Source organism: Microbacterium sp. PRF11 (assembly GCF_031844085.1).
Taxonomy (GTDB): Bacteria; Actinomycetota; Actinomycetes; order Actinomycetales; family Microbacteriaceae; genus Microbacterium.
The window spans coordinates 840298-864790 of sequence record NZ_JAUZUP010000001.1 but is presented as its reverse complement, the minus strand read 5'-3'; the positions used below and the strand labels follow the sequence as shown (position 1 = coordinate 864790).

Sequence of the window (24493 nt, the reverse complement as noted above, 5' to 3'; positions counted from 1 at the left end):
TCAGGAGGTGGGACGCGGGAGCAGGTCGACGGGTTCGTCGGGCGAGAACGTGATGATCACGCCTGCATCGCCGCGTTCGACGGAGACCGGGCGCAGCGGGCCGGTGAGCGACTCGTAGAAGCGCAGCAGGGCGTCGGCCCCGGCGGCATCCCCCCGGGCGTCCTGACCCGCGAATGAGCTGACGATGAGCTGACGGTGCACGCCCGAAGGGTCGCCCTCGAGCTGTGCGATGTCGGCCACGTCGATCCGGCCCTGCGACGACAGTTGGCCGAGGGTCAGCAGGATGCGTCCGTCGACGACGCCTGAGGTGAGCAGATCCTGTTCCTCGCCGGGGATGCCGACGTCGGGGTTCTGCAGCACCTGCTGCCCGGCGACCGATCGGGCGGCGTAGAGATCGTCGTCGGCGGCCTGTGCGAGCGCCGCCTGGGCCGTGTCGACCAGACGCACGTCGACCTTCTGTGCGCCCTCGCCGAACGACGCCACCACGGCGCTGTTCTCGATCGCCTGGCGCACGGTCGGGAACTCGGTCGGGAAGGTGCGCATCGAGTCGGTCGTGATGACGTAGTCGTAGTCGCGCCACCCGTCGGGGGCGAGCCGCTGCACGTCGGTGTCGGTGTCGGCCTTGTAGTACCAGACGACGTTCTCGCGCTCGAAACCGGCGCGCACCAGGTCCACCCACATCGCGTCGTCCACGAGCATGCGCGAGTCGGCGGGGGCGTTCTGCGTCATCCACGCCTCGGCGTCGCGGAGCGGTCGGTCGAGGTCGGCGAGCAGGAACCCGCGCAGCTGCGCGGCCCACAACGGACCCGCTGCCAGGACCGCGACGATGAGCCCGACGGCGATTCCGACACCGCCGATGCGCCGCAGGGCGCCGTGGGAGCGCAGCGCCTCGACGGCCACCTGACCCATCCCGGCGACCACCACGGCCGCGAACGGCAGCAGCATGATCACGTACGGCACGGGCAGGTATCCGCCGCGGAACATGAAGGCCGTCAGGGCCAGCAGGGTGATCGCCCAGGGGCGGAGGCGACGCACGAACAGGGCCGCCACGGCGGCCGCGAGCGCGGTGACGATGAGCACGGCGTCGAGCTGCCACCACAGGCCGACGGTGCGCGACATGAGGCTCTCGGGGTCGAACAGCGATCCGCTTCCCTCGCGCGAGGCCAGCTGGAACGCGAGCCCGTCCCACAGGCTCACGCGCCCGGGAGCGGGCGCCACCTCGCCCTTGACGAGGGCGAAGGCGACGTAGGCGAGGCCGATGAGCCCCAGCACGGCTGCGGCGACCGACAGGGTGTATCGACGCGTGGTGCGGTCCGCGCCGCGCCACATGAACCACGCCACCAGCGGCAGTGCGAGCAGGTACGTCTCCTTCGTGAGGACGGCGACGCCGAATGCGGCCGCGGCGCCGATGTACCCGGCGAGCTGGGCGCGTCGGCTCATCGCCAGCAGCAGGGCGGCGAGCAGCCAGGCGGTGGCGATGTTGTCGAGGTACACCTGCCGGTGGAACTGCACCGCGAGCGGCGACAGCAGGAACAGGGCGACCGACGCGGATGCCGTGAACCGGGCGAAGCCGATGCGGCGCACGACGAACCACAGCAGGACGGCGGCCACGGCGGTGGCGGCGAGCATCGCCTCGCGGGCGGCGATGACGGCGACGTCGTACCGGTCCCAGCCATCGGTCAGGCCGACCCAGGCCGCGATCTGCATCCACCCGAGGGGCGGGTGGTCGTACCAGTACGTGTAGTGCGTGAGCTCGCCGAGGTTGCCGATGCTCCATGCCTGCGCGGTGTAGGTGCCCTCGTCGTCGATGCGCTGCGGCGAGCCTCCGAGATTCAGGGCGTTGACCACCAAGCCGAGGACGAGGGGAGGAAGCAGCCACAGCGCGTCGCCCAGCCGGGCGCGCCACGGCGAGACCCGGCGGCGCAGGCCCGCCGACGCACGGTCGGAGGGGATCGTGCCGGTGGGGATGCGGTCGATCGTCGAGGTCATCGGGTCACCTCCGAGCCGGCGCCGACGAGGTCGGGCGCGGCGGACGGGGTCGCAGGCGCGGCGTCGCGGTGGGCGCCGGTGTGCTCGGTCTTCTCCCAGCTGCCGTCACCGCGCAGCTGACGCACGACGCTGCGCACGGCGGCGGCGGCGAGGAACACCTGGTAGGGAACGAGGCCCAGCACGAGGCGGACGTAGTCGCGCACGCGCACCTTCTTGTCGTAGACGCGTCCGAACTCGGTCAGTCCCGCCGCTTCGGCGACGAGCGTGATGATCGTGGGCACGAGGGGCAGGAACGTCAGCAGCGCCACCGGGGTCGGCACCTTCACGAGGAGGATGAACACGAGCGAGATGGGGATGAGCAGTCCGGTCGCCGCCTGCAGGAACGGCATGTTCAGCAGATAACGGGCGTACATGCGCTGGCGCAGCGTCGGCAGGGCTTTCCACTCGCCCTTGCCGAGGACCTGCAGGAACCCCTGGTTCCAGCGCGTGCGCTGCTTGTAGAGCGACTTCAGGGTCGGCGGGGTCTCTTCGCGCGTGACGTATTCGGGGTTGTAGGCGACGACGACCTTCGCGCCGTCGCTCGACAGACGCACGCCGAGCTCGCAGTCCTCGGCGAGGCACTGGTCGTCCCATCCCTTCGACCACGTGAGGCGGTCGCGGGTGACGAACACGGTGTTGCCGCCGAGCGGGATGAACTTGGAGCGGGCGTGGAAGTGCAGGCGCGAGCGGAACCAGAAGTAGTACTCCAGGACGTTGCGCAGCGACCACCAGCTGGTCTCGAAGTTCATCAACTGCACGCCGCCCTGCACGACGTCGGCGCCGGTCTCCTGGAACTTGGAGTCGACGACGGTCAGCAGGCCGGGGTGCACCTCGTCCTCGGCGTCGAAGACGCCGACGATGTCACCGGTCGCGATCTGCAGGGCGCGGTTGAGGGCCTTCGGCTTATTCTTGGGGACGCTGTCGTCCACGACGACCTTGATCAGATCGGGATGCCGCGCGGCGGCCTGCCGCACGACCAGCTCGGTGCCGGGGTCGTCGTGGCCGACGATGGCGATGATCTCGAAGTCCGGGTGGTCCTGCTGCGCGAGGCGGTCGAGCGTCTGACCCATCACCTCCTCCTCGTGCCGGCCGGGCACGAGGAGCGTGAAGCGGTGTCGCGCGGGGCGCGGGGACGAGCTGAACTGCGTGGCGCGCAGGTCGTCGGCGGAACGCCAGGCGTGCAGCATCCACCACAGCGTCGTCGTCGCGACGACGGTCAGCGCGAGCGCCAGGACGATGACGCCGCTGTAGCCGAGCCACTCGCCGATCGACCAGTCGGGAAGGAAGCCGCCCGACACCGTCATTCCGGGCTGGGCGGGGACGGGGACATCCGTCACCCCGGTCGATCCCTGACCGGGCGCGGGCGCGACGGGCGTGAGGAGCGGTTCGGGCGTCGGGTCGGGGGCCGTGACGGACAGGCGGACGTGCGGGAACGACAAAACTACCTCCAGCGTCCACATGGACGGTTCGAGGGCGGTAAGGGGGAGGTGCGACGAGAGGGCGGGGGGTCAGCGCACGAGGGTCATCCGGGGCGAGGTGGGGGGATGGTTTGGATCAGTCAGGGTTTTGCCAGGGAGCTCAACGCTCCCTCGCCGGGTCGCGGAGGCATCCGGGCGCCGCCGCGGAGAGCCGTTCCGGTTCGCACGCGACGGCGATCCGCGCCTTCGCTGACCGGCGCCCGCGACGGTGCGTCGCGTCCTCCACCGATCGGTGGATGCCGACTCCACCACCCCGTCGTTCCCGTCGCCGTCGCGGCCGGTCAGACTGGGCTCATGAGCGAGAGCGTCGTACGCGTCGACAACCTGCGGAAGACCTACCGGGGCGGCTTCGAGGCACTTCGGGGAGTGAGCTTCGACATCCGCCGCGGCGAGACCTTCGCTCTGCTCGGGCCAAATGGTGCCGGTAAGAGCACGGTCATCGAGATCCTCGAGGGGTACCGCGATCGCACCGACGGAGAGGTACGCGTGCTCGGCGTCGACCCGCACCGCGGCGGCCTGGACTGGAAGGCGCGCCTGGGCATCGTGCTGCAGAACACCGGGGAGGCGCCGACCGCGAGCGTGCGTGAGCTGCTCGCCCACTTCGCCTCGTTCTATCCGCGCCCGCGGGACGTCGACGAGGTCATCGCCGCGGTCGGGCTGAGCGAGAAGGCGAAGGTCTCCGTCCGCAAGCTGTCGGGTGGGCAGCGCCGTCGCGTCGACGTCGCACTCGGCATCATCGGCCGCCCCGAGCTGCTGTTCCTCGACGAGCCCACCACCGGCTTCGATCCGGAGGTCCGGCGGCAGTTTTGGGATCTCATCCGCGACCTGCAGCGCGAGGGCACAACGATCCTGCTGACCACCCACTATCTCGACGAGGCCGCCGAACTGGCGGAGCGCGCGGCGATCCTCGTCGGCGGGGAGGTGGCATCCGTCGGACGCATCGATGAGCTCGGGGGACCGGACGCCCGCGTGCCCCTCGTGCGGTGGCGCGAGGGCGATGCAGTGCGCGAGCGGCGCACCGAGAATCCCGGGTCGGTGGTGGCGGAGCTGTACGGACGGCTCGGCGAACCGGCACGGCTCGAGGTGGTGCGACCGAGTCTCGAGGACGTCTACTTATCGTTCCTCGGCGACGAAGCGCGCCGCACCGCCGCGGCGGGAGGCCTCGCGTGAGCCGCGTGCTGCGGCTGGGTGCCGCGCGCATCGCGTTCGAGGTGCGCTCGTACTTCCGCCAGGGCGATTCGGTGTTCTTCACGTTCCTGTTCCCCGTGATGATCCTGCTGATCTTCGCCGTCGCCTTCGACGCGCAGACCTTCGGCCCGCCCGGAGAACAAGTGGATGCCGCGCAGTTCTACCTCCCCGCGATGCTCGCCGCCGGCGTGCTGCTGTCGGGCCTGCAGAACATGTCGATCGACATCGCGATGGAGCGCAGCGACGGCACCCTGAAACGTCTCGGCGGGACGCCGCTCAGCCCGGTGTCCTACTTCATCGGCAAGCTCGGCCAGGTGCTGGTGACCGGCTTCCTGCAGTCGGTGCTGCTGATCGTGGTGGCCGCGGTGTTCTTCGGCGTGCCGCTGCCGACCGACCCGGAGCGCTGGCTGACCTTCGCGTGGGTGTTCCTGCTCGGCGTCACCACGTGCGCGATCCTCGGCATCGGCCTGTCGGCGCTGCCGCGGACCGGGCGGAGCGCCACCGGCGTCGTCATCCCGATCGTGCTGCTGCTGCAGTTCATCTCGGGCGTCTACATCAACTTCGCGGCCCTGCCGGACTGGCTGCAGAACGTCGCGAGCGTGTTCCCGCTGAAGTGGCTCGCGCAGGGCTTCCGGTCCGTGTTCCTGCCGGAGGGCTTCGCGGCGGGGGAGCCGTCGGGGTCGTGGGACCACCCGCTGATCCTGCTCGTGACGGGACTCTGGCTGGTGCTCGGGCTCGCGCTCGTGCGGCTGACGTTCCGCTGGATTCGAAAGGACGCATGATGTCGCAACTCATCGCCACCCCGGTCGCCGCCTCGGACGGGGCGGATGTCGGACTCCCCACGACGCGAGGGTGGATCGTCGCCTTCCTCGCGGCGGGAATCCTGGGTGCGGGTATCGCCGTGGCATCCGCGGTCGTCGCCGGCATCCTGTGGGCCTCGGCTGTCGCGGCCCTGACGCTTCTCGGGGCCTACACCGTGTTCATTCTGCTCGTGCTGCCCCGTCTGCTGCGGCGCGAGGCGGGGACGATGGGCGCGCTCGACGTGGTCACCATGGTGGTCACGGTGCTCGCGGTCGCGCTGTTGACCTTCCTCGTGCCGTGGCTCGCGATGCTGCAGTTCTGGGTCTTCCCGCTGCTGTGGACGCTGGCCGCGTCGACCCGCGTCGCGGTGGGTGCGTGCTTCGTCTCGGCCGCGTCGATCTTCGCTGCGCTGCTGCCCTGGACCGGTGGAGGATCGTGGGCGGTCATGGCCTTCGTGCAGGGCGCGTCATTCGTCTCCGCCGTCGTGCTGGGGCTCTGGATCAGCGGAATCTCGCGGTACGGCTCCGAACGCGATGTCCTCGTCGCCGAGTTGACGGCAGCGCAGAGCGAACTCGCCTCTCTGCATCACGACGCCGGCGCGATGGCCGAGCGCGAGCGCCTCACCGCCGAGATGCACGACACGATCGCGCAGAGCCTCGCGGGGACGGTCATGCTCGCCCAGCGCGCCCGGCGCGAGCTGGTCGAGGGAGCTCTGTTGCCGTCGACCCTCGAGCTCGTCGAGGAGGCCGCACGGGCAGCACTCGCCGAGACCCGAGAGCTGGTCGCCGGGGGAGTACCCGCCTCGGTCGGGGCCGGCGGACTGACCGAAGCGTTGCGTACGGTGGTCGCACGGGCCGTCCGTGAAACGGGTCTCGACGTCGAGCTCGTGACCTGGGAGGTACCGCCGCTCGATCGCGAGGCCGAGGTGGCGCTCCTGCGGTGCGCGCAGGAGGGCCTGTCGAACGCGAGACGGCACTCCGGCGCCCGTCGCGTCGAGGTGACTCTCGCCGAGCGGCACGGCGTCGTGGAGGTCACCGTGCGCGACGACGGCGTCGGTTTCGACGCCACCGCCAGCGCGCACGGCTACGGCATCGAGGGGCTGCGGGCACGCCTGGGCGCCCTCGGCGGGTCGCTCGAGGTCGACGGCACCCCCGGGGCTGCGACGGTGCGCGCCGGCGTTCCGGTGACGGCGGGGCGCTCGTGATCCGCGTCGCCGTCGCGGACGACCACCCGATCGTGCGCGCGGGGCTCGTCGGCCTGCTGGACGCCGCCGACGGGATCGACGTCGTCGGAGCGGCCTCCGACGGGGTGGAGGTCGTGGACCTCGTCGAGAAGGAACGTCCCGATGTGGTGCTGATGGACATGCGGATGCCGCGCCGCGACGGTGACGAGGCGACCGCGATGCTGCGCGAGAGCGTGCCCGCGACGCGTGTCATCGTCTTGACGACCTACGAGAGCGACGACGTCATCATGCGAGCGATCGCCGCGGGGGCGAGCGGGTACCTGTTGAAGGCCGCCCCCGAAGCGGAGCTGATCGCGGGCATCCGCGCGGTCGCAGCCGGCGAGGTGGCTCTCGCGCCGAGCGTCGCCCGGGTGCTGGTGGGGCAGGCGGGGCGGGCGCCCGAGGTGCCGACGCTGACCCCTCGAGAGATCGAGGTGCTCTCGCACGTCGCTCAGGGGCTGAGCAACCGCGAAATCGGCGTTCGCCTTCACCTCGGCGAGGCGACGGTCAAGACGCATCTGCTCAAGGCGTTCGCGAAACTCGACGTGGCGGATCGCACGCGCGCCGTCACGCGGGCGATGGAGCTCGGCATCCTCCGGTCGCCCTCGTGAGAGGTCGGAACCGGTCGCTTCGAGCTCTCACGGGTGACACATCCTGACCGTCACGCAGACATTCGGATGCCGCGGCCCCGGTGTCGGTGGCCGGGTCTAGCGTGGAGGAATGGTCGCTTATCGCTATCTCGGCAACAGTGGATTCAAGATCTCGGAGATCACCCTCGGCAACTGGGTGACCCACGGCTCGCAGGTCGGTGACGACGCGGCGATCGCCACGGTGCATGCCGCCCTCGACGCCGGCATCACGACGTTCGACACCGCAGACGCCTACGCCAACACGGCCGCCGAAACGGTTCTCGGCAAGGCCCTCGAGGGGCAGCGGCGCGAGTCGCTGGAGATCTTCACCAAGGTCTACTTCCCCACCGGCCCCGCGGGCCCCAACGACACCGGCCTCAGCCGCAAGCACATCATGGACTCCATCAACGGGTCGCTGAAGCGCCTGGGCACCGACTACGTCGACCTCTACCAGGCGCACCGCTTCGACTACGAGACCCCGCTCGAAGAGACGTTCCAGGCCTTCGCCGACATCGTGCGCCAAGGCAAGGCGCTCTACATCGGCGTCTCGGAGTGGACAGCAGAGCAGCTGCGCGACGGGCACGCGCTCGCGAAGCAGCTCGGCATCCAGCTCATCTCGAACCAGCCGCAGTACTCCATGCTGTGGCGCGTGATCGAGGGCAAGGTCGTGCCCACCAGCGAAGAGCTCGGCATCTCGCAGATCGTCTGGTCGCCGATGGCCCAGGGCGTGCTGAGCGGCAAGTACCTGCCGGGTCAGCCCGTGCCCGAGGGCTCGCGCGCCACCGACGAGAAGAGCGGCGCCACCTTCATCAAGCGCTTCTTGAACGACGACACCCTCGAAGCCGTTCAGCGCCTCAAGCCCATCGCCGACGAGGCCGGGCTCTCGATGCCCCAGCTCGCGATCGCGTGGGTGCTGCAGAACCCGAACATCGCGGCAGCCCTGGTGGGTGCATCGCGACCCGAACAGCTCGCGGACACCGTGAAGGCGTCGGGAGTCACCCTGGATGCCGACACCCTCGCCGCGATCGACTCGGCCCTCGGCGACGCGGTGTACTCCGACCCCGAGAACACCTACGAGGTGTCGCCGAAGCAGCGCGTGGCCTGATAGTCGCGTGACCGGTGGGGCGGGGCTTCGGCTCCGCTCCGCCGCGCCGCGGGGCGCGCTACGGCGCGAAGAAGGGCGCTCGGCTGCGCCTCAGGCGCCGCTCAGGAGAGGGCAGGGTGGGCGTCGTACTCTGTGCGAATGTCCTTTTCCGCTCACCGGCCGGGCCGCTTCGGCTCCGATGGCCGCATCGAGTTCACGACGGACGAGGAACGCGAGCAGTATCTCGACGACATCCTCGCCGAGCAGAACGCGGCCCACCGCCCCGCCGAGGCCCAGGACCACACGTCCGAGCCGTGGGGCGCGCCGCCCGCAGACGACGAGCCCGTCGACCCGTTCGTCGTCGACGCGCGCGACGCGGAGCCGGTCGAGACGCCCCGCGACGACGCCCCCGCCGACGACCACGACACCGTGGTGATCGATCGCTCCGAGCGCTCCCGCTCCGACGACGAGACCGCGGTGATCCCCGACGACGCGCCCGAGCCCGTGGCATCCGCGCCCGTGGCATCCGAGCCCCGCCAGCCCCGTCTGCGGCGCTCCGATCCCCGCCGTCCGCGCCTGTCGCTGATCCGTCGCATGGCCGTGCTCGGCGGCGCCGACAACGACGTTCTCGACGAGGTGCCCGAGGAGGTGCCGCGTTTCGTGCAGATGTTCCTCGTGCTCGCGGGAACCGCTCTCGTCTCGGCCCTGTCGATGATGTTCGCGCTGCTCACCGGCGTGCGCGTCAGCATCCTGCTCGCGATCCCGCTCGCGATCGTGTGGGGTCTGATCATCTTCAACCTCGACCGCTTCCTCACCTCGACGATGCGTTCGACCAAGAACGTCTTCCGGCTGCTCGGGCTCGCCTTCCCGCGCGTGATCATGGCGGCGCTCATCGGCATCGTGGTCGCCGAACCGCTCGTGCTGCAGGTCTTCCAGAACGACATCGCGCGCGAGGTGAACTCCACGAACGTCACGCAGGCCCTGACCGATCAGGATGCCGTGACCAACGGCCCCGAGAAGCAGGCGCTCGACGCCGCGAGCGCGCAGGTGTCGGCACTCGAGAATCAGGCGGCGACCGGCATCGTGACCGGGACCTCGTCGACCTCGGCCGAGTCCGCGGCCGCGCAGCAGACCGTCGACCAGCTCACGCAGCAGCTCGCCGCTCAGCAGACCGTCATCGACCAGGCGCGCGCGGTGTACCAGTGCGAGCTGACCGGTCAGGGCGCCGGAACTGTCCCCGGGTGCACCGGCGTCGCCGGTGACGGCGCGAGCTCCGACGCCGCCCAGGCGCAGCTCGCGCAGGCGCAGTCGGCGTACGACTCCCTCTCGACCCAGCTCGCGCAGGCGCAGTCGACGCTCGCCGCGGCGAACTCCGCGGGCGCCGAGGCGGCTGCCTCGTCGGCTGATGCGAACAAGCAGCAGGCCGAGGATCAGCTCCCCGCCGCCCGCGCGCAGTACGAGTCGGCGCTCGCGGCGTACAACGCAAGGGCGTCGTCGGTCGCCGACGGCAACGCGGGCGCGGTGGGTCTGCTCAGCCAGATCACCGCCCTCGAGCGCCTGTCGGACCGCGAGCCGGTGCTGCGCTGGGCGCACTACCTGATCGCCGCACTGTTCTTCATGATCGAGCTGCTGCCCGTGCTCGTGAAGGTGCTGACCGGCTTCGGCGGCCCCTCGCTGTACGAGAAGGCCGAGAAGATGCGCGGACAGATCGCCCTCGACCGGGTGTCGGCCCGCACCTTCCGCAAGCGCGCCGACATCATCGCCGACGAGGCGAACCGCGTTCCGGCGACCGTGTCCTGATGGTCGTCTGGAGCGCGGGGCTCCTGCTGTACCGGCTCTCGCCGGAACCGCAGGTGTTCCTCGCGCACATGGGCGGCCCGTTCTGGGCGAAGAAGGACGCCGGCGCCTGGTCGATCCCGAAGGGCGAGTACGACCCCGACACCGAGGGAGCTCTGGATGCCGCCCACCGCGAGTTCCGCGAGGAGCTCGGCGTCGAGCCGCCCGAGGTCGAATGGGCGGAAGTGGGCACGTTCGCGTCCTCCAGCGGCAAGAAGGTCGTCGTGTTCGCCGGTGACGGCGCCTCGTTCACGGCATCCGAGTTCACCTTCGGGACGTTTGAGATGGCGTGGCCGCCCCGCTCGGGCGAGACCGCGACGTTCCCCGAGGTCGACCGCGCCGAGTGGATGAGCCTGGATGCCGCGCGCGAGGCGCTCGTGAAGGGGCAGCGCCCCGCGATCGACGCGCTCGCCGCGGCCCTGGCGGAGCTGCCCGGCGGCTGACCCGCGAGCCCCGGGCGCCCACCCGAATGCACGAGTGTCCACGACTCCCGGACGTCTCGAAGACTCGTCCGGGTGTCGTGGACACTCGAGAAGGGGAGACCCCCGCGGCGCGGTGCGCTTAGGGGCGCAGGAGGATCTTGCCCACGCGGGGCGAGTCACTCGCCGTGACCGCGTCGACGATGTCATCGAGGCCGAAGGTTGCCGCGACGGGCAGGGTCAGCGTGCCATCTGCGAGGTAGCGCGACAGCTCGCCGAACAGGGCGCCGCGGGTCTCGGCATCCATCGTCTTGCTGACGACGCTGCCCCAGAAACCCTTCACGGTGGCCTGTCGGAAGATGAGGTCGCCGGCGCCGAGCTCGAGCTTGCCCGCGCCCATCGACCCGAAGATCACGAGCGTGCCGTTCTCGCTGAGGAGAGAGAGCACCTGACCCGCGGCCGGCCCGCCGACGGAGTCGACACCCGCCACGACCCGGCCGTCGCCCACGATCGCCAGGGCCTTCTCACGCCAGTCGTCGGAGTCGGTCGACACGATGTTGCCGATGCCCTGCTCCGCGAGTTCGTCGATCGCGCTCTGGCGGCGCACGAGGCCGACGACGTTGACGCCGCGGGCCTTGGCGATCTGCGCGACCATGCGGCCGACCGCTCCGTTGGCGGTGTTCTGCACGATCCAGTCGCCGGCCTTCAGGTCGAGCGAGTGCAGCAGGCTGATGGCGCTGAAGGGCATCGAGACGAGCTGCGAGGCGACCTCGTCGCTGAGTCCTTCTGCGACGGGGATCAGACCCGCGGCCTTCGCGACGACCTGCTCGGCCCACACACCGAAGGTGCCGCCGGTGGCGACGCGCTGACCGACGGTCAGGTTCTCGACGCCCTCACCGAGCTCCTCGATGACGCCCACGGCTTCGGTGCCGGCGCGGGCGGGCATCTCGGGCTTGAAGCCGTAGGTGCCGCGGACGGTCCACAGGTCGTGGTTGTGGATGGGCGACAGGAGCACGCGCAGGCGCACCTCGCCGGGGCCGGGGGTCGGGTTCTCGACCTCTTCGACGCCGAGGACGTCGGCCGGCTCTCCGAACTCGTGGTGGATGACTGCGCGCATGGATTCCTCCTGTGGTTATTTTGTAACGACCGGTCTAATATAGACCTCGAGCACGGGGACGCAACCGGGAGAACTGGATTCCGTCTCGCACGGTCGCGGTGGCTTCGACAGGCTCAGCCACCTCCGCCGGAGGACCCTGAGCCCGTCGAAGGGTCCGGGACGCAGACGACATCGGAGGGAAGCGCAGCATGGGCAGGATGCCGAGCTTCGACCGCTCCGCCGTCGTCGCCGCCGCACGCGACGTCTTCTGGCGCCGCGGATACGCCGAGACGGGCATCGCCGAGCTGGAGGAGGCCACGGGCCTGACCCGCTCGAGCATCTATAACGCCTTCGGGAGCAAGCGCGGATTGTTCGACGCGGTGCTCGCGGCCTATCTCGACGATGTGGTTCGCACGCGCCTGCGTCCGCTCGGCGGCGGAGACCCCGGCGCCCTCGAGGCCTACATCGACGACATGCGCTCGGCCATCGAGGCCGACACCCCGCGCGCGCGGCTCGGCTGTCTGCTGCTGAACGCGGGATGCTCCCCGCTCGCGAGCGACGACGCCGAGGTGCGCACGCTCGTCTCGGACTACGCCGCCGAGATGCGCGCCGCGATCCGCTCAGCCGTCGCCGATCGCCGTCCGGATCTCACCCCGGATGCCGTGGACGCCCTCGCCGCGGTCTGCGCCTCGCTCGTGGTGGCCGGCCTCACTCTCGCCCGCGCCGACCGCGACGCGGCGCTGGCGACGCTGGCATCCGTTCCGACGACGCTGGAGTCGTGGGGTCGGCAGCCCATCGGCTTCACCACGGCATAATCGCGCTTTCTCGCTGCCGTCATTGGCTCGTCAGCGAGTTGAATAACAGGCTCGTCCGTGTATCCGTGACCCCGGGTATGGCGCGTATGCGCTCGAGCGCGACGTCGAACTCGGAGAGGTTCGATGACCGGATGTGAACAACGAGATCCCATTCGCCGATGGTCGAATGCAATTCGTCGACATCAGGAAAACCTCGGATTGCTCGGACGACCGCCTTGCCCTGGTTGGGGGCGATCGACACCATCGATACGCCCCGAATGGCGTTTCGGTCCACATCGTTGCCGAGCCTGACCGTGAACGCCTCGATTATGCCGTCCGAGACCATGCGATCTATGCGCGCCGTCACAGTCGAACGGTTCACGCCCACCTGGCGTGCCAGTTCAGCCACAGGGGTGCGGGCGTCGGCGCGAAGCAAGGAGAGTAGCTTGTGATCGATCTCATCTGGCATGGCAATCAGACTAATTTCACCCGGCACGTTGCTCAAGTTCCGTGCAAAATGTGGTTCAAATGTCCGTTGATGGACCACAGTGCTCACTTCTACCGTTGGACCTGCTCCGACGACCGCAGCTGCTGTCCACGTCAGTCCTGATGCCGTGGCGCAGCCTGGCGTCCCTCACTGTGTAGAGAGTTGAACGATGAATCCTGTCCTGTGGGCCCTGCTTTCGAGTGGGGCCTTCGGCCTGAGCGATTTCGTTGGTGGTGCCGCCTCGCGTCGCGCCCCCGCATTGCAGATCGTCCTCATCTCGTACCCCGTGTCCGCGGTAGTGACAACGCTGCTCGCGTGTGTCGCGGGTGGGCAGCCCACGATGGAGGCGCTGATGTGGGGCGCCGCCTCGGGGGCGGTGATGGCGGCGGCAATGTGGTCGTTCTACTGGGCACTGGCGCACGGTCCGATGAGCGTCGTCTCTCCTCTGACCGCTGTGATCGTGACCATCCTCCCCGTCTCAGTGGGCCTCCTCCAGGGCGAGCACAACTCGGTGGCGGCGATGGCAGGAGTCGCCGTCGCGATCGTGGCGGTTCTTCTCGTGAGCAAGGAGCCTCGGCGCCCCGGATTTGACGGACGTCGGATGACGATGCGCATCCTGTTGGTGACGGCAGCAGCGGGCTTCGCCTTCGGATTGAGTTTCATCTTCACGGGTCAGATCGCTTCGGGCACCGGCCTATGGCCCCTCGTTGCCGCGCGCTCGACTGCGACGGTCGTGATCGTGGCAGCGGCTGCTGTGTCGCGTCAGGTACGCGCGCCCTGCGGGGTGGCGCTGGCGGGGGCCGTCGCGGTGGGCGCCCTCGACGTGGTCGCGAACACCGCGATGCTCTTCGCATTTCAAGAGGGCACTCTCTCGCTCGGAAGCGCCGTGATCGCGCTCTACCCGGCGGTGACAGTGATCCTCGCCATCTGCATACTCCGCGAACGCGTCACCTGGTGGCAGACCCTGGGACTCCTGCTCGCGGCTGCCTCCGTCTTCGTCATCAGTCTCAACTCGTAAGGATCTTTGTTGTTGCCCGAAAAATATCCTGTACAGAAGCGCGCGGAACCCGTCGAGGACGGGTCAGTGATAGTTCATCGACATCTCGATTACGAAGAAGCGGAGCTTGTCGTTGAATTAATCAGAAACGAGACGACCATCACGGGCTACTCCATAGGGGAGTGGATGTCGAAACGTGATGTCGTCGTCTGTGCTGACGCGATGACCGGGGCGCTATTGGGGGTCGCCCTCGTTCATCACCTTCTGCCGGGGTGGTCTGAGATTGCCGTCGTGCTGGTCCTGCCGAAATGGCGGGGTCACGGAATCGGTGCCCGCCTCGTAAAGCATGCCGCGGAATATATCGAGAGCCTGCGCCGCAAGGCCATTCTGTTCTACTGCCAGGACTCCATGGAGCGCATCGTTCTGCGCTTAGGATTCGACACGTACGCGGATGATGTTGCCTTCGCGAGAAAATCGTGGCCTCGCCTGCTTTTTCTCAAGGTGATCTATCCGCTGCAGTGGAGGGCGGAAAGCTACAGGCGGCAGGAGATTCGGAGAAAGATGGAAACGCTCCACTGCCACTTCCAATTCAAGATTGCCGTACCGGCCCATATTCAACGACTTGAGAGCTGAGATGGCCGCTACTCTGAACACACCCGATGAGAATGTGTGGGGCACGCTCTTCGGGGAGGGGTCGTCGGATCTTCTGACGGAGATCAATTCTTCCGTTCGATTCGACTATCGACTAATCGAGGAAGACATCGAGGGATCGATCGCCCACGTCAGCATGCTGGGCCACGTCGGTGCGCTGCCTGCGCAAGACATGGCCGAGATCCTCGCTGGTCTGCGTGTCCTTCAGGCGCAGGCGCGGGCCGGCGAGCTTACCCTGGACCCATCGCTCGAGGACGTCCATATGAACGTCGAGCATTGTCTTCGTCAACTGATCGGTCCCGTCGCAGGGCGACTGCATACGGCCCGTTCGCGCAACGATCAAGTCGCCCTGGACGCCAAGATGTGGGTGCGCAGGGCCGAAGCGAGGCTCGACCGCCACCTGGCGTTGCTCATCGACGTGATCTCGACGCGAGCGGTGGAGTTCGCGGAGGTCGCCATGCCGGGGTTCACGCATCTCCAAGCGGCTCAGCCGGTCAGCTTCGGCCACCACCTGCTCGCGTACGTCGAGATGTTCCTGCGCGACCGAGATCGAATCCGCTCAGCGCACACGCGAGCCGATGAGTCTCCGCTCGGGGCGGCGGCCCTTGCGGGCACGAGCCATCCGATCGACCCCTTCTTCACCGCACGGGCACTGGGCTTCTCCTCCCCCATGCGCAACTCCATGGATGCCGTCTCGGATCGCGACTTCATGCTTGATCTGCTGGCGATCGGATCCATCCTGGCGACGCATATCTCGCGACTCGGCGAAGAGCTCGTGCTGTGGTCGACAGCGCAATTCGGATACGTCCAATTGCCCGCAGAACTGGCGGCCGGGTCGTCGATCATGCCGCAAAAGAGGAATCCGGATGTCGCCGAGCTCATTCGCGGGAAGAGCGGTCGCGTCATCGGTAACCTCGTCGCCCTCCTCACGGTCCTCAAGGGCCTTCCGCTGTCGTACAGTCGTGACCTCCAAGAAGACAAGGAAGCGCTGTTCGACACGTTCGACACGCTGGACGTCAGCTTGCGCAGTGCCATCGCGTTGATGAGTGGCCTCACGGTCGACACCGCTCGGATGGCGGCTGATGCAACGGTGGGGAACACTCTGGCCACGGATGTCGCTGATTGGCTGGTCGTTCGACACGGGTTGCCGTTCCGTGAGGCGCATCTGTCAGTCGCTCAACTCGTGCGGTCGTTAGGTGAGCGCGGCCAGCAGCTCCACGGGGCCGATCCGGCGTGGATCCGAGCCTTCGCGCCCGTCTTCAAAGATCTGCCAGACGAGGTGCTGACGCTGCAACACTCGCTGGCAAGTCGCACGTCGCCGGGTGGGACGGCGCCCGCATCGGTCCGGGCTGCCGCGGCAGCGGCGCGTGTGCGTAATCACTCTCGGTCCCCCTTGCCTGGACCGCCGGACGAAGGACCCGATACGAAGGAGACGGACCAATGAGAGACAAGAAGCGCGTAGTCCTGGCATATTCGGGCGGTGTCGACACGACCGCGTGCATTCCGTACCTGCGCCACGAGATGGGATGTGACTACATCGTCGCCATGGCCGCGGACCTCGGGCAAGGGGAGGAGCTTTCCGTCTTGCAGAGGAAGGCGATCTCGGCCGGCGCCGACGAGTCCGTCGTCTTGGACGTACGCGAGAGATTTGTTGTCGACTTCGGCTTCACCGCGCTGAAGGCGAACGCGATGTACGACCGCCACTACCCGTTGTCGTCGGCACTGGGGAGACCTTTAATCGGGGAGCTTCTGGTCGAAACTGCGCAGGCCTACGATTGTGGCTCGGTCGCTCATGGTGCAACCGGAAAGGGAAACGACCAGATCCGTATGGATATGGCGGTACAACTCCTCGATCCGAGCCTTCAGATACTCGCTCCAGCGCGCGAGTGGCCCTATTCCCGTTCGGAGACCATTGCTTTCTCGGAAGCGCACGGCATCGCTGCGCACGTGACGAAGGAGCGTCCGTGGGCAATCGACGTGAACGTGCTGGGGCGCAATATCGAAGCGGGCCCGATCGAGGATCTGCTCTGGGAGCCCACCGAAGAAGTGTGGGCGATGACGGCCGGTCCGGAAGACACTCCGGACCAGGCCGAGTACGTTTCGGTCGGCTTCACTCATGGCATCCCGGACAGCATCGATGGGCGAGCATACGCACCGGTCGATCTGGTGCAGGAGTTGAATCGAATCGCCGGCCGCCATGGTGTCGGGCGCATCGACATGATCGAGAACCGTGTTGTAGGAGTGAAGTCCCGTGAACTTTACGAAGCGCCGGGCATCTCCGTCCTTCTCATGGCCCACGCCGAGCTTGAGAACCTCACACTCCCGCCCGATGTGCTGTCTCAGAAGCACATGATCGATGTCGCATATGCGCACCTGATCTACCAAGGCTTCTGGCATGGTCCGCTTCGAGAGGCTTTCTCCGCGTTCGTCGAGGCGACACAGCGCAACGTTACCGGGGTGATTGGAGTACGCCTTCAGCGAGGATCTGCGCGAGTAGTGACACGAAGCTCGCCGAATTCCTTGTATCGGCACGACCTCGTCACCTATGGTTCGAGTTGCCGTTTTGATGAGACCAGCGCGGTGGGATTCATCGACATCTTCGGTCTCTCGTCGAGAGTGTGGACATCGGCTCAAGCGCATTCGTAGAGACCGGAGTGGGGGATGCCTCGCGATCGGCGGGTGTGTCCTCGTGAGGCTCCAGGTAGATGCGCCTCCCTGCACGTGGCGTCCCGCCGCATGTAACGCCTTCGGGAGCAAGCGCGGCCTGTTCGATGCGGTGCTCGCGGCCTATCTCGACGACGTGGTCCGCACGCGCCTGCGCCCGCTCGGCGGCGGAGACCCCGGCGCCCTCGAGGCCTACATCGACGACATGCGCTCGGCCATCGAGGCCGACACCCCGCGCGCGCGGCTCGGCTGTCTGCTGCTCAACGCGGGATCGTCCCCGCTCGCGAGCGACGACGCCGAGGTGCGCACGCTCGTCTCGGACTACGCCGCCGAGATGCGCGCCGCGATCCGCTCCGCGGTCGCCGATCGCCGTCCGGATCTCACCCCGGATGCCGTGGACGCCCTCGCCGCGGTCTGCGCCTCGCTCGTGGTGGCCGGCCTCACCCTCGCCCGCGCCGACCGCGACGCGGCGCTGGCGACGCTGGCATCCGTTCCGACGACGTTGGAGTCGTGGGGTCGCGGTTGACGCGTTCGTACGGAGGGTGGTCTGTGTATACCGAGACACAGCCGGGACCTCCCGAGAACCCCATGGCGCCCGCCGATTGCATACACTGGAGCCCGTGACGGCGAGGAGGCGCGATGCGGGCGAGTGAACGCGCCTATGCGACCCTCCTCGACGAGATCCAGACCGGCGCGCTGCCGCCGGGGACCGTACTGGGCGAGGTCGAGCAGTCCACGCGCCTCGGGGTCAGTCGCACTCCGCTTCGCGAGGCGCTGCGCCGGTTGGCATCCGATGGGCTCGTCGCCCAGGCGTCGGCGCGTGTGACGGTGGTCGCCGGGATCGACGCCGACGACATCCGTTCGCTGTTCGACCTGCGCCGGGCGCTCGAGACCGAAGCCGCGCGCCTGGCCGCCCGTCGCGGCGATCACGAGGTATTCCGGGCGCTCGCAAGCGAGTTCGCCGACCTCGACACCGCGGACGCCGATGCGTCGTACGCCCTGATCGCCCGCTTCGACTCCGCGATCGACGACGCCGTCGCCAACACCTACTTCTCTGCCGCGCTCCGCAGCGTCCGCACCCACCTCGTGCGGGTGCGGCGCATGGCGCGGTACAACCCCCTTCGGCTTTCCGCCTCGGCGCGAGAGCATCGATTGATCGCCGAAGCGATCAGTGGCGGCGACCCCGAACTCGCCGCCCACGCCACCCACGTGCATCTGCACAACGCCCTCACCACCATCCTCGAAGCCCTCACGGAGGACCCCTCATGACGATCACCCACCACGTGCGCGTGCACCGCAGCGACGAGAACCTCGCCCGCGAGGGGCAGCTCGCCTGGGCGCTCGCGCGCGTCGCTGTCGACCCGGTCGCGGTCGACGACGACGTGGTCGACATGATCGTCAACCGCCTGATCGACAACGCCGCCGTCGCTGCCGCGTCGATCACGCGTCAGCCCGTGAGCGCGGCGCGTCAGCAGGCCCTCGATCACGCCGTCTCGATCGGCGGACCGGGCGCCACGGTCTTCGGCTGCCTGCTCGAGCGCCGCACGAGCCCCGAGTGGGCGGCGTGGGCCAACGGCGTGGCCGTGCGCGAACTCGACTACCACGACACCTTCCTCGCTGCCGACTACTCGCACCCCGGCGACAACATCCCGCCCGTGCTCGCGGTGGCCCAGCACACCGGTCGCGACGGAGCCGCCCTCGTGCGGGCCCTCGCCACGGCGTACGAGATCCAGATCGACCTCGTCCGCGCGATCAGCCTCCACAAGCACAAGATCGATCACGTCGCCCACCTCGGGCCCGCCGCCGCCGCCGGCATCGGCACCCTGCTCGACCTCGACCAGGAGACGATCTACCAGGCCATCGGACAGGCCCTCCACACCACCACCGCCACGCGCCAGTCGCGCAAGGGCGAGATCTCGACGTGGAAGGCGCACGCCCCCGCCTTCGCCGGGAAGATGGCGATCGAGGCCGTCGACCGGGCGATGCGCGGCGAGACCTCTCCCTCGCCGATCTACGAGGGCGAGGACGGCGTGATCGCCTGGATGCTCGACGGCCCCGACGCCTCCTACGACGTGCCCCTCCCCGGTGAGGGCGAGAGCAAGCGCGGCATCCTCGCCTCGTACACGAAGGAGCACTCCGCCGAGTACCAGGCGCAGGCCTGGATCGACCTGGCCCGCCGCCTCGGCACGGAACGCCCCGATCTGCGCGACCCCGCGAATGTGGCATCCATCGTCCTGCACACGAGCCACCACACGCACTACGTGATCGGCTCGGGCGCGAACGACCCGCAGAAGTACGATCCGACCGCGTCGCGCGAGACGCTCGACCACTCGATCCCGTACATCTTCGCCGTCGCGCTGCAGGACGGTGCGTGGCACCACGTCGACTCGTACACCCCGGAGCGCGCGGGTCGCACGGACACCGTCGAGCTGTGGCACAAGGTGACGACGGCAGAGGATGCCGAGTGGACGCGCCGCTACCACTCCGAGGATCCGAACGAGAAGGCGTTCGGCGGCCGCGTCGTCATCACGCTGACCGACGGCTCGACCGTCGAGGAGGAGATCGCCGTCGCCGATGCCCACCCGCTCGGCGCCCGGCCCTTCGCGCGCGAGGACTACATCCGCAAGTTCCGCCTGCTCGCCGAGCCCGTGCTGCTGCCCGAGGAGATCGAGCGCTTCCTCGAGCTCGTGCAGCGCCTGCCCGAGCTGACCCCCGCCGAGGTCATGCAGCTCACGATCGTCGCGAAGCCCGGCGTGCTGGCGCTGGCGCCGGCGCCGAAGGGGCTGTTCTGATGTCCGGCCGCGGGTGCGCACCCGTGCTGCCGGGGCGCCCGGCCGGCGGTGCCGGGTCTCTCCGTCATCGAAATCCTGAGATTCGGAGGCGCGGCACGGCCGGAACCGCACCGGCGCGTGCCGCGAGGGCCCGCGGCCGCGCGATTCTCAGGAGTTCCGCGATCCCCCGGGGAGGAAAGTGATGCTGTACGCCCAGACCACCGCGGCCCAGAAGCGTCGCGCGCTACGCGAGAAGCTGGCATCCGGTGAGCTCGTGCGGATGCCGGGGGCTTTCAACCCGCTGTCGGCGCGGCTCATCGAGCGGAAGGGCTTCGACGGCGTCTACATCTCGGGCGCCGTGATCTCGGCCGACCTGGGCCTGCCCGACATCGGGCTGACGACCCTCACCGAAGTCGCCGGGCGCGGGCAGCAGATCGCGCGCATGACGGAGCTTCCGGCGATCATCGACGCCGACACCGGGTTCGGTGAGCCGATGAACGTCGCGCGCACGATCCAGACGCTCGAAGACGCGGGCCTCGCCGGCGCGCACATCGAGGACCAGGTCAACCCGAAACGCTGCGGCCACCTCGACGGCAAGAGCGTCGTGGACGCCGACACGGCGATCAAGCGCATCCGCGCGGCGGTCGATGCCCGGCGCGACCCCGACTTCCTCATCATGGCGCGCACCGACGTGCGGGCGGTCGAGGGACTGGATGCCGCGATCGACCGCGCGAAGGCCCTGGTCGACGCGGGCGCCGATGCGATCTTCCCCGAGGCCATGCGCGACCTCGGCGAGTTCGAGGCGATGCGCGAGGCGCTCGACGTGCCGATCCTCGCGAACATGACCGAGTTCGGGAAGTCGGAGCTCTTTTCGACACGGCAGCTGCAGGACGCGGGGGTGAACCTCGTCATCTGGCCGGTGTCGCTGCTCCGACTCGCGATGGGGGCGGCCGGCCGCGGCCTCGACGCCCTGGCATCCGATGGTCACCTGCGCGAGCAGCTCGGCGAGATGCAGCACCGCGCCGACCTCTACGACCTCATCGACTACGAGGGCTATACCCGCTTCGACGCCGACGTGTTCGACTTCACCGTCGAGCGCTGAGGCCCGAGCCGGCTGCGCGTGCCACCATGTCGCACCTCTCGCGAACCTCGTCCCACTTAAGACGGTGCTCGTCCCCCTTGTCGCCGGTGTGGGGTCGCCAGACCGGCAACAAGTGGGACAGGGTTCGCACCCCCGCCGCACCACCGTCACCACCGCATCCGGCAGCATGAACACTGAGCACGACTCAAGGGAGAGACGATGACCGACATCAAGAAGGGCCTCGCCGGCGTCACGGTCGACGAGACGGCCGTCAGCAAGGTGAACCCCGAGACGAACAGCCTGCTCTACCGCGGCTACCCCGTGCAGGAGCTCGCCGCCACGCAGCCCTTCGAGGCCGTGGCGTTCCTGCTGTGGAACGGCGAGCTTCCGGATGCCGAGCAGCTCGCCGCCCTGCGCCGGGTCGAGCGTCAGCACCGGGCGTTGGCCGACGACGTCCGCGCCGCGATCGACCTGTTGCCCACGAGCGCCCACCCGATGGACGAGGTGCGCACCGCCGTGAGCGTCATCGGCGCGCGCGAGACCGCGGGGATCTCGAACGTGATGGATGCCGTGGGCACACCCGAAGAGAACCTCGAGCGCTCGATCCGCCTGTGGGCGCAGCTGCCTGCCGTGGTCGCGTACGGTCAGCGCCGTCGGCGGGGCGAGGACCTGGTCGCCCCCCGCGACGATCTCGACTACGCTGCGAACTTCCTCTGGATGACGTTCGGCGAGGAGATCTGCACCCGGGCGGAGGTGGCTGATCCTGTCGAAGCCACCGGTACGGGCTCGGCGCCGGGCCCTTCGACGGGCTCAGGGTCCTCCGCGGGTGCTCCCGACCCGGTCGTCGTCGACGCGTTCAACCGCTCGATGATCCTGTACGCCGAGCACTCCTTCAACGCCTCGACCTTCACCGCCCGGGTGATCGCCTCGACCCTCAGCGACCTGTACTCCGCGGTCGTCGGCGCGATCGGCGCCCTCAAGGGACCGCTGCACGGCGGCGCGAATGAGGCGGTGCTGCACGTCTTCACCGAGATCGGCAGCGCCGAGAACGTCGGCCCGTGGCTCGACGCCGCCCTCGCCGAGAAGCGCAAGATCATGGGCTTCGGGCACCGCGTCTACAAGCGCGGCGACTCGCGCGTGCCGACGATGAAGGCCGCCCTGGACACGCTCGTGGCGCACTACGACCGGCCCGACGTCGCCGCGCTCTACGACGCGCTCGAGTCGCAGTTCGTCGAGCGCAAGGGCATCTACCCCAACCTCGATTACCCTTCGGGTCCGGCCTACGACCTCATGGGCTTCGACACCCTCACCTTCACGCCCCTCTTCGTCGCGGCGCGCGTGACCGGCTGGACCGCGCACATCCGCGAGCAGCAGGCGTCGAACGCCCTCATCCGACCCCTGTCGTTCTATGTCGGGCCCGACGAGCGGCACGTCGAGGGATACGTCCCGGATGCGGCGGACGTCGAGGCCCAGGAACGCCCCGAGGAAGCGGCGAGCTGATGTCGGGGCAGAAGATCGTCCTCGTCTCGGGCGCGCGCACGCCGATCGGCTCGTTCGGCGGCGCCCTGTCGGGCGTCGACGCGTACGAGCTCGGCGCGGTCGCCGTCAACGAGGCGCTGCGGCGCGCGGGCGTCGAGAAGGACGCGGTCGACGAGGTCGTCATGGGCTGCATCGCCCAGAACGGCCCCGACGCCTACAACGCCCGTCGCGTCGCGCTCGCCGCGGGGCTGGCGACGCGCGTTCCCGCCTTCACCGTGAACCGCCTGTGCGGTTCGGGTCTGCAGGCGGTCTGGTCGGCGGCCCAGGAGCTTCGCTGGGGCGGCATCGACGTCGCCGTGGCGGGCGGCGACGAGAGCATGTCGCGCACGCCTTTCCTCGACTACGGCGCGCGCGGCAACGCGCGGCTCGGTGACCGCACCCTGCTCGACGGCACCCTCGCGATCCTCACCGACCCGTTCAGCGGCCGGCACATGGGTACGACGGCCGAGGTCGTGGCATCCCGGTACTCCGTCACGCGCGAGGAGCAGGACGCCTTCGCCGTCGAGAGCCAGAGGCGGGCCGCGACGGATGCCGCCCACGCGGCCTTCGCGGAGGAGATCGTGCCCGTGACGACCGGCGGGAAGCGGCCGGTCGAGGTCGCGGTCGACGAACACCCGCGGCCGGGGACGACTCTCGAGGCCCTGGCCGGGTTGCGCCCGGCGTTCGAGAAGGACGGGTCGGTCACCGCCGGGAATTCCTCGGGCATCAATGACGGCGCCGCCGCGACCGTGCTGATGCGCGAGGACGACGTGCGCGATCGGGGCCTTACGGGTCTGGCGACGCTCGAGGCCGTGACGACCGCTGGTGTCGACCCCGAGATCATGGGCTACGCGCCCGTCATCGCGCTGCAGCGGTTGTGGGAGCAGACGGGGCTCACGCCCGCCGACGTCGACGTGATCGAGCTGAACGAGGCCTTCGCCGCGCAGGCGGTCGCGGTGATCCGCGACGCCGGACTCGACCCGTCGAAGGTGAACCCTTACGGGGGTGCGATCGCCCTCGGGCACCCGGTCGGCGCGACGGGTGCGATCCTCACCGTGCGCGCGGCCCTCGACCTGCAGCGCCGCGACCTCGAGTACGCGGTGGTGACGATGTGCATCGGCGGCGGCCAGGCCCTGGCCGCGCTGCTTCGCCGGTACTGACCCGGTCGCGCGCTCGCGCTGGCGTGCGCGCTCGAGCTCGCGTGAGTCGCCACGATTTGTCGCTCGCGGGTGTCCCGAAGCGACAAATCCTGGCGACTCACGCGCGGGGAACGAGGGTCAGGAAGACATCGACCTCGTCCTCGGAGTCCAGCGTGAAGCCGGCGCGCTCGTAGAGGCGTCGGGCGGGGCTGCCCTGCAGCACGTTCAGGCGCGTCGGGCCGTCGTGCGGCTCCGCGAGCACGCGCGCGAGCACCTCGCCGCCCACCCCTCGACCCTGCAGAGCGGATGCCAGGTAGAAGTGCTCGATCCAGCGCGCGGCCCCGTCGGGTCGGACCGTGATCGAGCCGGCATCCGCCCCGTCGACGACGATGATGCGCGTCCACTCCGGGCGGAAGCCTCCGCGAAGGCGCTGGCGCACCCGATGGTCGTCGAAGCGGCCGAGGCGTTCGAGGTCGGCGCGCAGCACCTCGGCGCGGAGCTCGACGAGCCACTCGATGTCGGAGGGCACGCTCGGCCGCAGTCGGATCTCCATCCGTCGAGCCTAGGACCGCGCGAGTCGCCGCGATCTGTCGCCTGCGGGTGCCCCGAA

General features: G+C 69.0%; 23 protein-coding genes. 18 read left to right on the top strand and 5 right to left on the bottom strand.

Annotation, left to right across the window (positions count from 1 at the left end; genetic code table 11):
- Both Q9R20_RS04065 and Q9R20_RS04060 read right to left on the bottom strand, forming a co-directional pair.
- Positions 1–1989: a glycosyltransferase family 39 protein gene (locus tag Q9R20_RS04065; protein ID WP_311248111.1), complete on the bottom strand. Its 1989-nt coding sequence runs from the start codon at positions 1987–1989 to the stop codon at positions 1–3.
- Positions 1986–3488, bottom strand: coding sequence for a glycosyltransferase family 2 protein (locus Q9R20_RS04060; protein WP_311248110.1), 1503 nt, complete (start codon positions 3486–3488; stop codon positions 1986–1988). Before Q9R20_RS04060 ends, Q9R20_RS04065 begins: the two co-directional genes overlap by 4 nt.
- A 312-nt stretch (positions 3489–3800) precedes the next feature.
- Here Q9R20_RS04060 and Q9R20_RS04055 point away from each other — a divergent pair, with 312 nt between their 5' ends.
- The 7 genes from Q9R20_RS04055 to Q9R20_RS04025 all read left to right on the top strand — a co-directional run bounded on the left by Q9R20_RS04055 (position 3801) and on the right by Q9R20_RS04025 (position 10709).
- Positions 3801–4676, top strand: a complete 876-nt coding sequence (locus Q9R20_RS04055; RefSeq protein ID WP_311248109.1) for an ABC transporter ATP-binding protein — start codon at positions 3801–3803, stop codon at positions 4674–4676.
- On the top strand, positions 4673–5476 hold the full coding sequence (locus Q9R20_RS04050; protein ID WP_311248108.1) for an ABC transporter permease: 804 nt from the start codon (positions 4673–4675) through the stop codon (positions 5474–5476). Before Q9R20_RS04055 ends, Q9R20_RS04050 begins: the two co-directional genes overlap by 4 nt.
- Positions 5476–6699, top strand: a complete 1224-nt coding sequence (locus Q9R20_RS04045) for a histidine kinase (RefSeq protein ID WP_311248107.1) — start codon at positions 5476–5478, stop codon at positions 6697–6699. Before Q9R20_RS04050 ends, Q9R20_RS04045 begins: the two co-directional genes overlap by 1 nt.
- A complete protein-coding gene (locus Q9R20_RS04040) occupies positions 6696–7328 on the top strand; it encodes a response regulator transcription factor (protein ID WP_311248106.1) in 633 nt (210 codons plus the stop codon). The genes Q9R20_RS04045 and Q9R20_RS04040 overlap by 4 nt, the downstream gene beginning before the upstream one ends.
- A 109-nt stretch (positions 7329–7437) precedes the next feature.
- Positions 7438–8451: an aldo/keto reductase family protein gene (locus Q9R20_RS04035; protein ID WP_074694703.1), complete on the top strand. Its 1014-nt coding sequence runs from the start codon at positions 7438–7440 to the stop codon at positions 8449–8451.
- A gap of 138 nt (positions 8452–8589) precedes the next feature.
- On the top strand, positions 8590–10230 hold the full coding sequence (locus Q9R20_RS04030; protein WP_311248105.1) for a DUF4407 domain-containing protein: 1641 nt from the start codon (positions 8590–8592) through the stop codon (positions 10228–10230).
- A complete protein-coding gene (locus tag Q9R20_RS04025; RefSeq protein WP_311248104.1) occupies positions 10230–10709 on the top strand; it encodes an NUDIX domain-containing protein in 480 nt (159 codons plus the stop codon). The genes Q9R20_RS04030 and Q9R20_RS04025 overlap by 1 nt, the downstream gene beginning before the upstream one ends.
- 118 nt (positions 10710–10827) lie before the next feature.
- Here Q9R20_RS04025 and Q9R20_RS04020 read toward each other — a convergent pair whose 3' ends face one another.
- Complete coding sequence (locus Q9R20_RS04020) at positions 10828–11802, bottom strand: zinc-binding dehydrogenase (protein ID WP_311248103.1); 975 nt, start codon at positions 11800–11802, stop codon at positions 10828–10830.
- A 197-nt stretch (positions 11803–11999) separates the two neighbouring features.
- On the opposite strand from Q9R20_RS04020, the gene Q9R20_RS04015 reads away from it, so the two are divergent.
- On the top strand, positions 12000–12596 hold the full coding sequence (locus Q9R20_RS04015) for a TetR/AcrR family transcriptional regulator (protein WP_311248102.1): 597 nt from the start codon (positions 12000–12002) through the stop codon (positions 12594–12596).
- Positions 12597–12615: 19 nt separating this feature from the next.
- Here the strand turns inward: Q9R20_RS04015 and Q9R20_RS04010 are convergent, their stop codons facing one another.
- The gene (locus Q9R20_RS04010) at positions 12616–13044 is read right to left on the bottom strand and encodes an Lrp/AsnC family transcriptional regulator (protein ID WP_311248101.1); all 429 of its coding nucleotides are present in this window, start codon (positions 13042–13044) and stop codon (positions 12616–12618) included.
- Between the two features lie 187 nt (positions 13045–13231).
- On the opposite strand from Q9R20_RS04010, the gene Q9R20_RS04005 reads away from it, so the two are divergent.
- From Q9R20_RS04005 to Q9R20_RS03960, 10 genes are all read left to right on the top strand, one after another.
- On the top strand, positions 13232–14080 hold the full coding sequence (locus Q9R20_RS04005; RefSeq protein ID WP_311248100.1) for an EamA family transporter: 849 nt from the start codon (positions 13232–13234) through the stop codon (positions 14078–14080).
- 12 nt (positions 14081–14092) lie between these two features.
- Complete coding sequence (locus tag Q9R20_RS04000; RefSeq protein ID WP_311248099.1) at positions 14093–14692, top strand: GNAT family N-acetyltransferase; 600 nt, start codon at positions 14093–14095, stop codon at positions 14690–14692.
- Between the two features lies 1 nt (position 14693).
- Entirely contained in the window at positions 14694–16154 is a 1461-nt protein-coding gene (gene argH / locus Q9R20_RS03995; protein WP_311248098.1) for an argininosuccinate lyase, read from the top strand.
- Entirely contained in the window at positions 16151–17356 is a 1206-nt protein-coding gene (locus Q9R20_RS03990) for an argininosuccinate synthase (protein WP_311248097.1), read from the top strand. Before argH ends, Q9R20_RS03990 begins: the two co-directional genes overlap by 4 nt.
- A gap of 43 nt (positions 17357–17399) precedes the next feature.
- Positions 17400–17900, top strand: coding sequence for a TetR/AcrR family transcriptional regulator (locus tag Q9R20_RS03985; protein ID WP_311248096.1), 501 nt, complete (start codon positions 17400–17402; stop codon positions 17898–17900).
- 113 nt (positions 17901–18013) lie between these two features.
- Positions 18014–18643, top strand: coding sequence for a GntR family transcriptional regulator (locus Q9R20_RS03980; RefSeq protein ID WP_295838629.1), 630 nt, complete (start codon positions 18014–18016; stop codon positions 18641–18643).
- Positions 18640–20166: an MmgE/PrpD family protein gene (locus Q9R20_RS03975; protein ID WP_311248095.1), complete on the top strand. Its 1527-nt coding sequence runs from the start codon at positions 18640–18642 to the stop codon at positions 20164–20166. Before Q9R20_RS03980 ends, Q9R20_RS03975 begins: the two co-directional genes overlap by 4 nt.
- 181 nt (positions 20167–20347) lie before the next feature.
- Positions 20348–21247 (top strand): methylisocitrate lyase, encoded by a 900-nt coding sequence (prpB, locus tag Q9R20_RS03970; RefSeq protein ID WP_311248094.1) that lies wholly within the window; start codon positions 20348–20350, stop codon positions 21245–21247.
- Positions 21248–21445: 198 nt separating this feature from the next.
- Positions 21446–22726: a citrate synthase/methylcitrate synthase gene (locus Q9R20_RS03965; RefSeq protein ID WP_311248093.1), complete on the top strand. Its 1281-nt coding sequence runs from the start codon at positions 21446–21448 to the stop codon at positions 22724–22726.
- Positions 22726–23904, top strand: coding sequence for a thiolase family protein (locus tag Q9R20_RS03960; protein WP_311248092.1), 1179 nt, complete (start codon positions 22726–22728; stop codon positions 23902–23904). The genes Q9R20_RS03965 and Q9R20_RS03960 overlap by 1 nt, the downstream gene beginning before the upstream one ends.
- 97 nt (positions 23905–24001) lie before the next feature.
- Here Q9R20_RS03960 and Q9R20_RS03955 read toward each other — a convergent pair whose 3' ends face one another.
- Entirely contained in the window at positions 24002–24436 is a 435-nt protein-coding gene (locus tag Q9R20_RS03955) for a GNAT family N-acetyltransferase (RefSeq protein ID WP_311248091.1), read from the bottom strand.
- Positions 24437–24493 lie beyond the last annotated feature (57 nt).

Excerpts from the sequence above, each read along its gene's own strand:
- Q9R20_RS04045 (WP_311248107.1), top strand. The coding sequence starts at position 5,476 with ATGTCGCAACTCATCGCCACCCCGGTCGCCGCCTCGGACGGGGCGGAT.
- Q9R20_RS03990 (WP_311248097.1), top strand. The coding sequence starts at position 16,151 with ATGAGAGACAAGAAGCGCGTAGTCCTGGCATATTCGGGCGGTGTCGAC.
- Q9R20_RS04005 (WP_311248100.1), top strand. The coding sequence starts at position 13,232 with ATGAATCCTGTCCTGTGGGCCCTGCTTTCGAGTGGGGCCTTCGGCCTG.
- Q9R20_RS03955 (WP_311248091.1), bottom strand. The coding sequence starts at position 24,436 with ATGGAGATCCGACTGCGGCCGAGCGTGCCCTCCGACATCGAGTGGCTC.
- Q9R20_RS03960 (WP_311248092.1), top strand. The coding sequence starts at position 22,726 with ATGTCGGGGCAGAAGATCGTCCTCGTCTCGGGCGCGCGCACGCCGATC.
- Q9R20_RS04030 (WP_311248105.1), top strand. The coding sequence starts at position 8,590 with ATGTCCTTTTCCGCTCACCGGCCGGGCCGCTTCGGCTCCGATGGCCGC.
- Q9R20_RS04015 (WP_311248102.1), top strand. The coding sequence starts at position 12,000 with ATGCCGAGCTTCGACCGCTCCGCCGTCGTCGCCGCCGCACGCGACGTC.
- Q9R20_RS04060 (WP_311248110.1), bottom strand. The coding sequence starts at position 3,488 with ATGTGGACGCTGGAGGTAGTTTTGTCGTTCCCGCACGTCCGCCTGTCC.
- Q9R20_RS04055 (WP_311248109.1), top strand. The coding sequence starts at position 3,801 with ATGAGCGAGAGCGTCGTACGCGTCGACAACCTGCGGAAGACCTACCGG.
- Q9R20_RS04010 (WP_311248101.1), bottom strand. The coding sequence starts at position 13,044 with ATGCCAGATGAGATCGATCACAAGCTACTCTCCTTGCTTCGCGCCGAC.
- argH (WP_311248098.1), top strand. The coding sequence starts at position 14,694 with ATGGCCGCTACTCTGAACACACCCGATGAGAATGTGTGGGGCACGCTC.
- Q9R20_RS04035 (WP_074694703.1), top strand. The coding sequence starts at position 7,438 with ATGGTCGCTTATCGCTATCTCGGCAACAGTGGATTCAAGATCTCGGAG.
- Q9R20_RS03965 (WP_311248093.1), top strand. The coding sequence starts at position 21,446 with ATGACCGACATCAAGAAGGGCCTCGCCGGCGTCACGGTCGACGAGACG.
- Q9R20_RS04025 (WP_311248104.1), top strand. The coding sequence starts at position 10,230 with ATGGTCGTCTGGAGCGCGGGGCTCCTGCTGTACCGGCTCTCGCCGGAA.
- Q9R20_RS04065 (WP_311248111.1), bottom strand. The coding sequence starts at position 1,989 with ATGACCTCGACGATCGACCGCATCCCCACCGGCACGATCCCCTCCGAC.
- Q9R20_RS03975 (WP_311248095.1), top strand. The coding sequence starts at position 18,640 with ATGACGATCACCCACCACGTGCGCGTGCACCGCAGCGACGAGAACCTC.
- prpB (WP_311248094.1), top strand. The coding sequence starts at position 20,348 with ATGCTGTACGCCCAGACCACCGCGGCCCAGAAGCGTCGCGCGCTACGC.
- Q9R20_RS04020 (WP_311248103.1), bottom strand. The coding sequence starts at position 11,802 with ATGCGCGCAGTCATCCACCACGAGTTCGGAGAGCCGGCCGACGTCCTC.
- Q9R20_RS03980 (WP_295838629.1), top strand. The coding sequence starts at position 18,014 with ATGCGGGCGAGTGAACGCGCCTATGCGACCCTCCTCGACGAGATCCAG.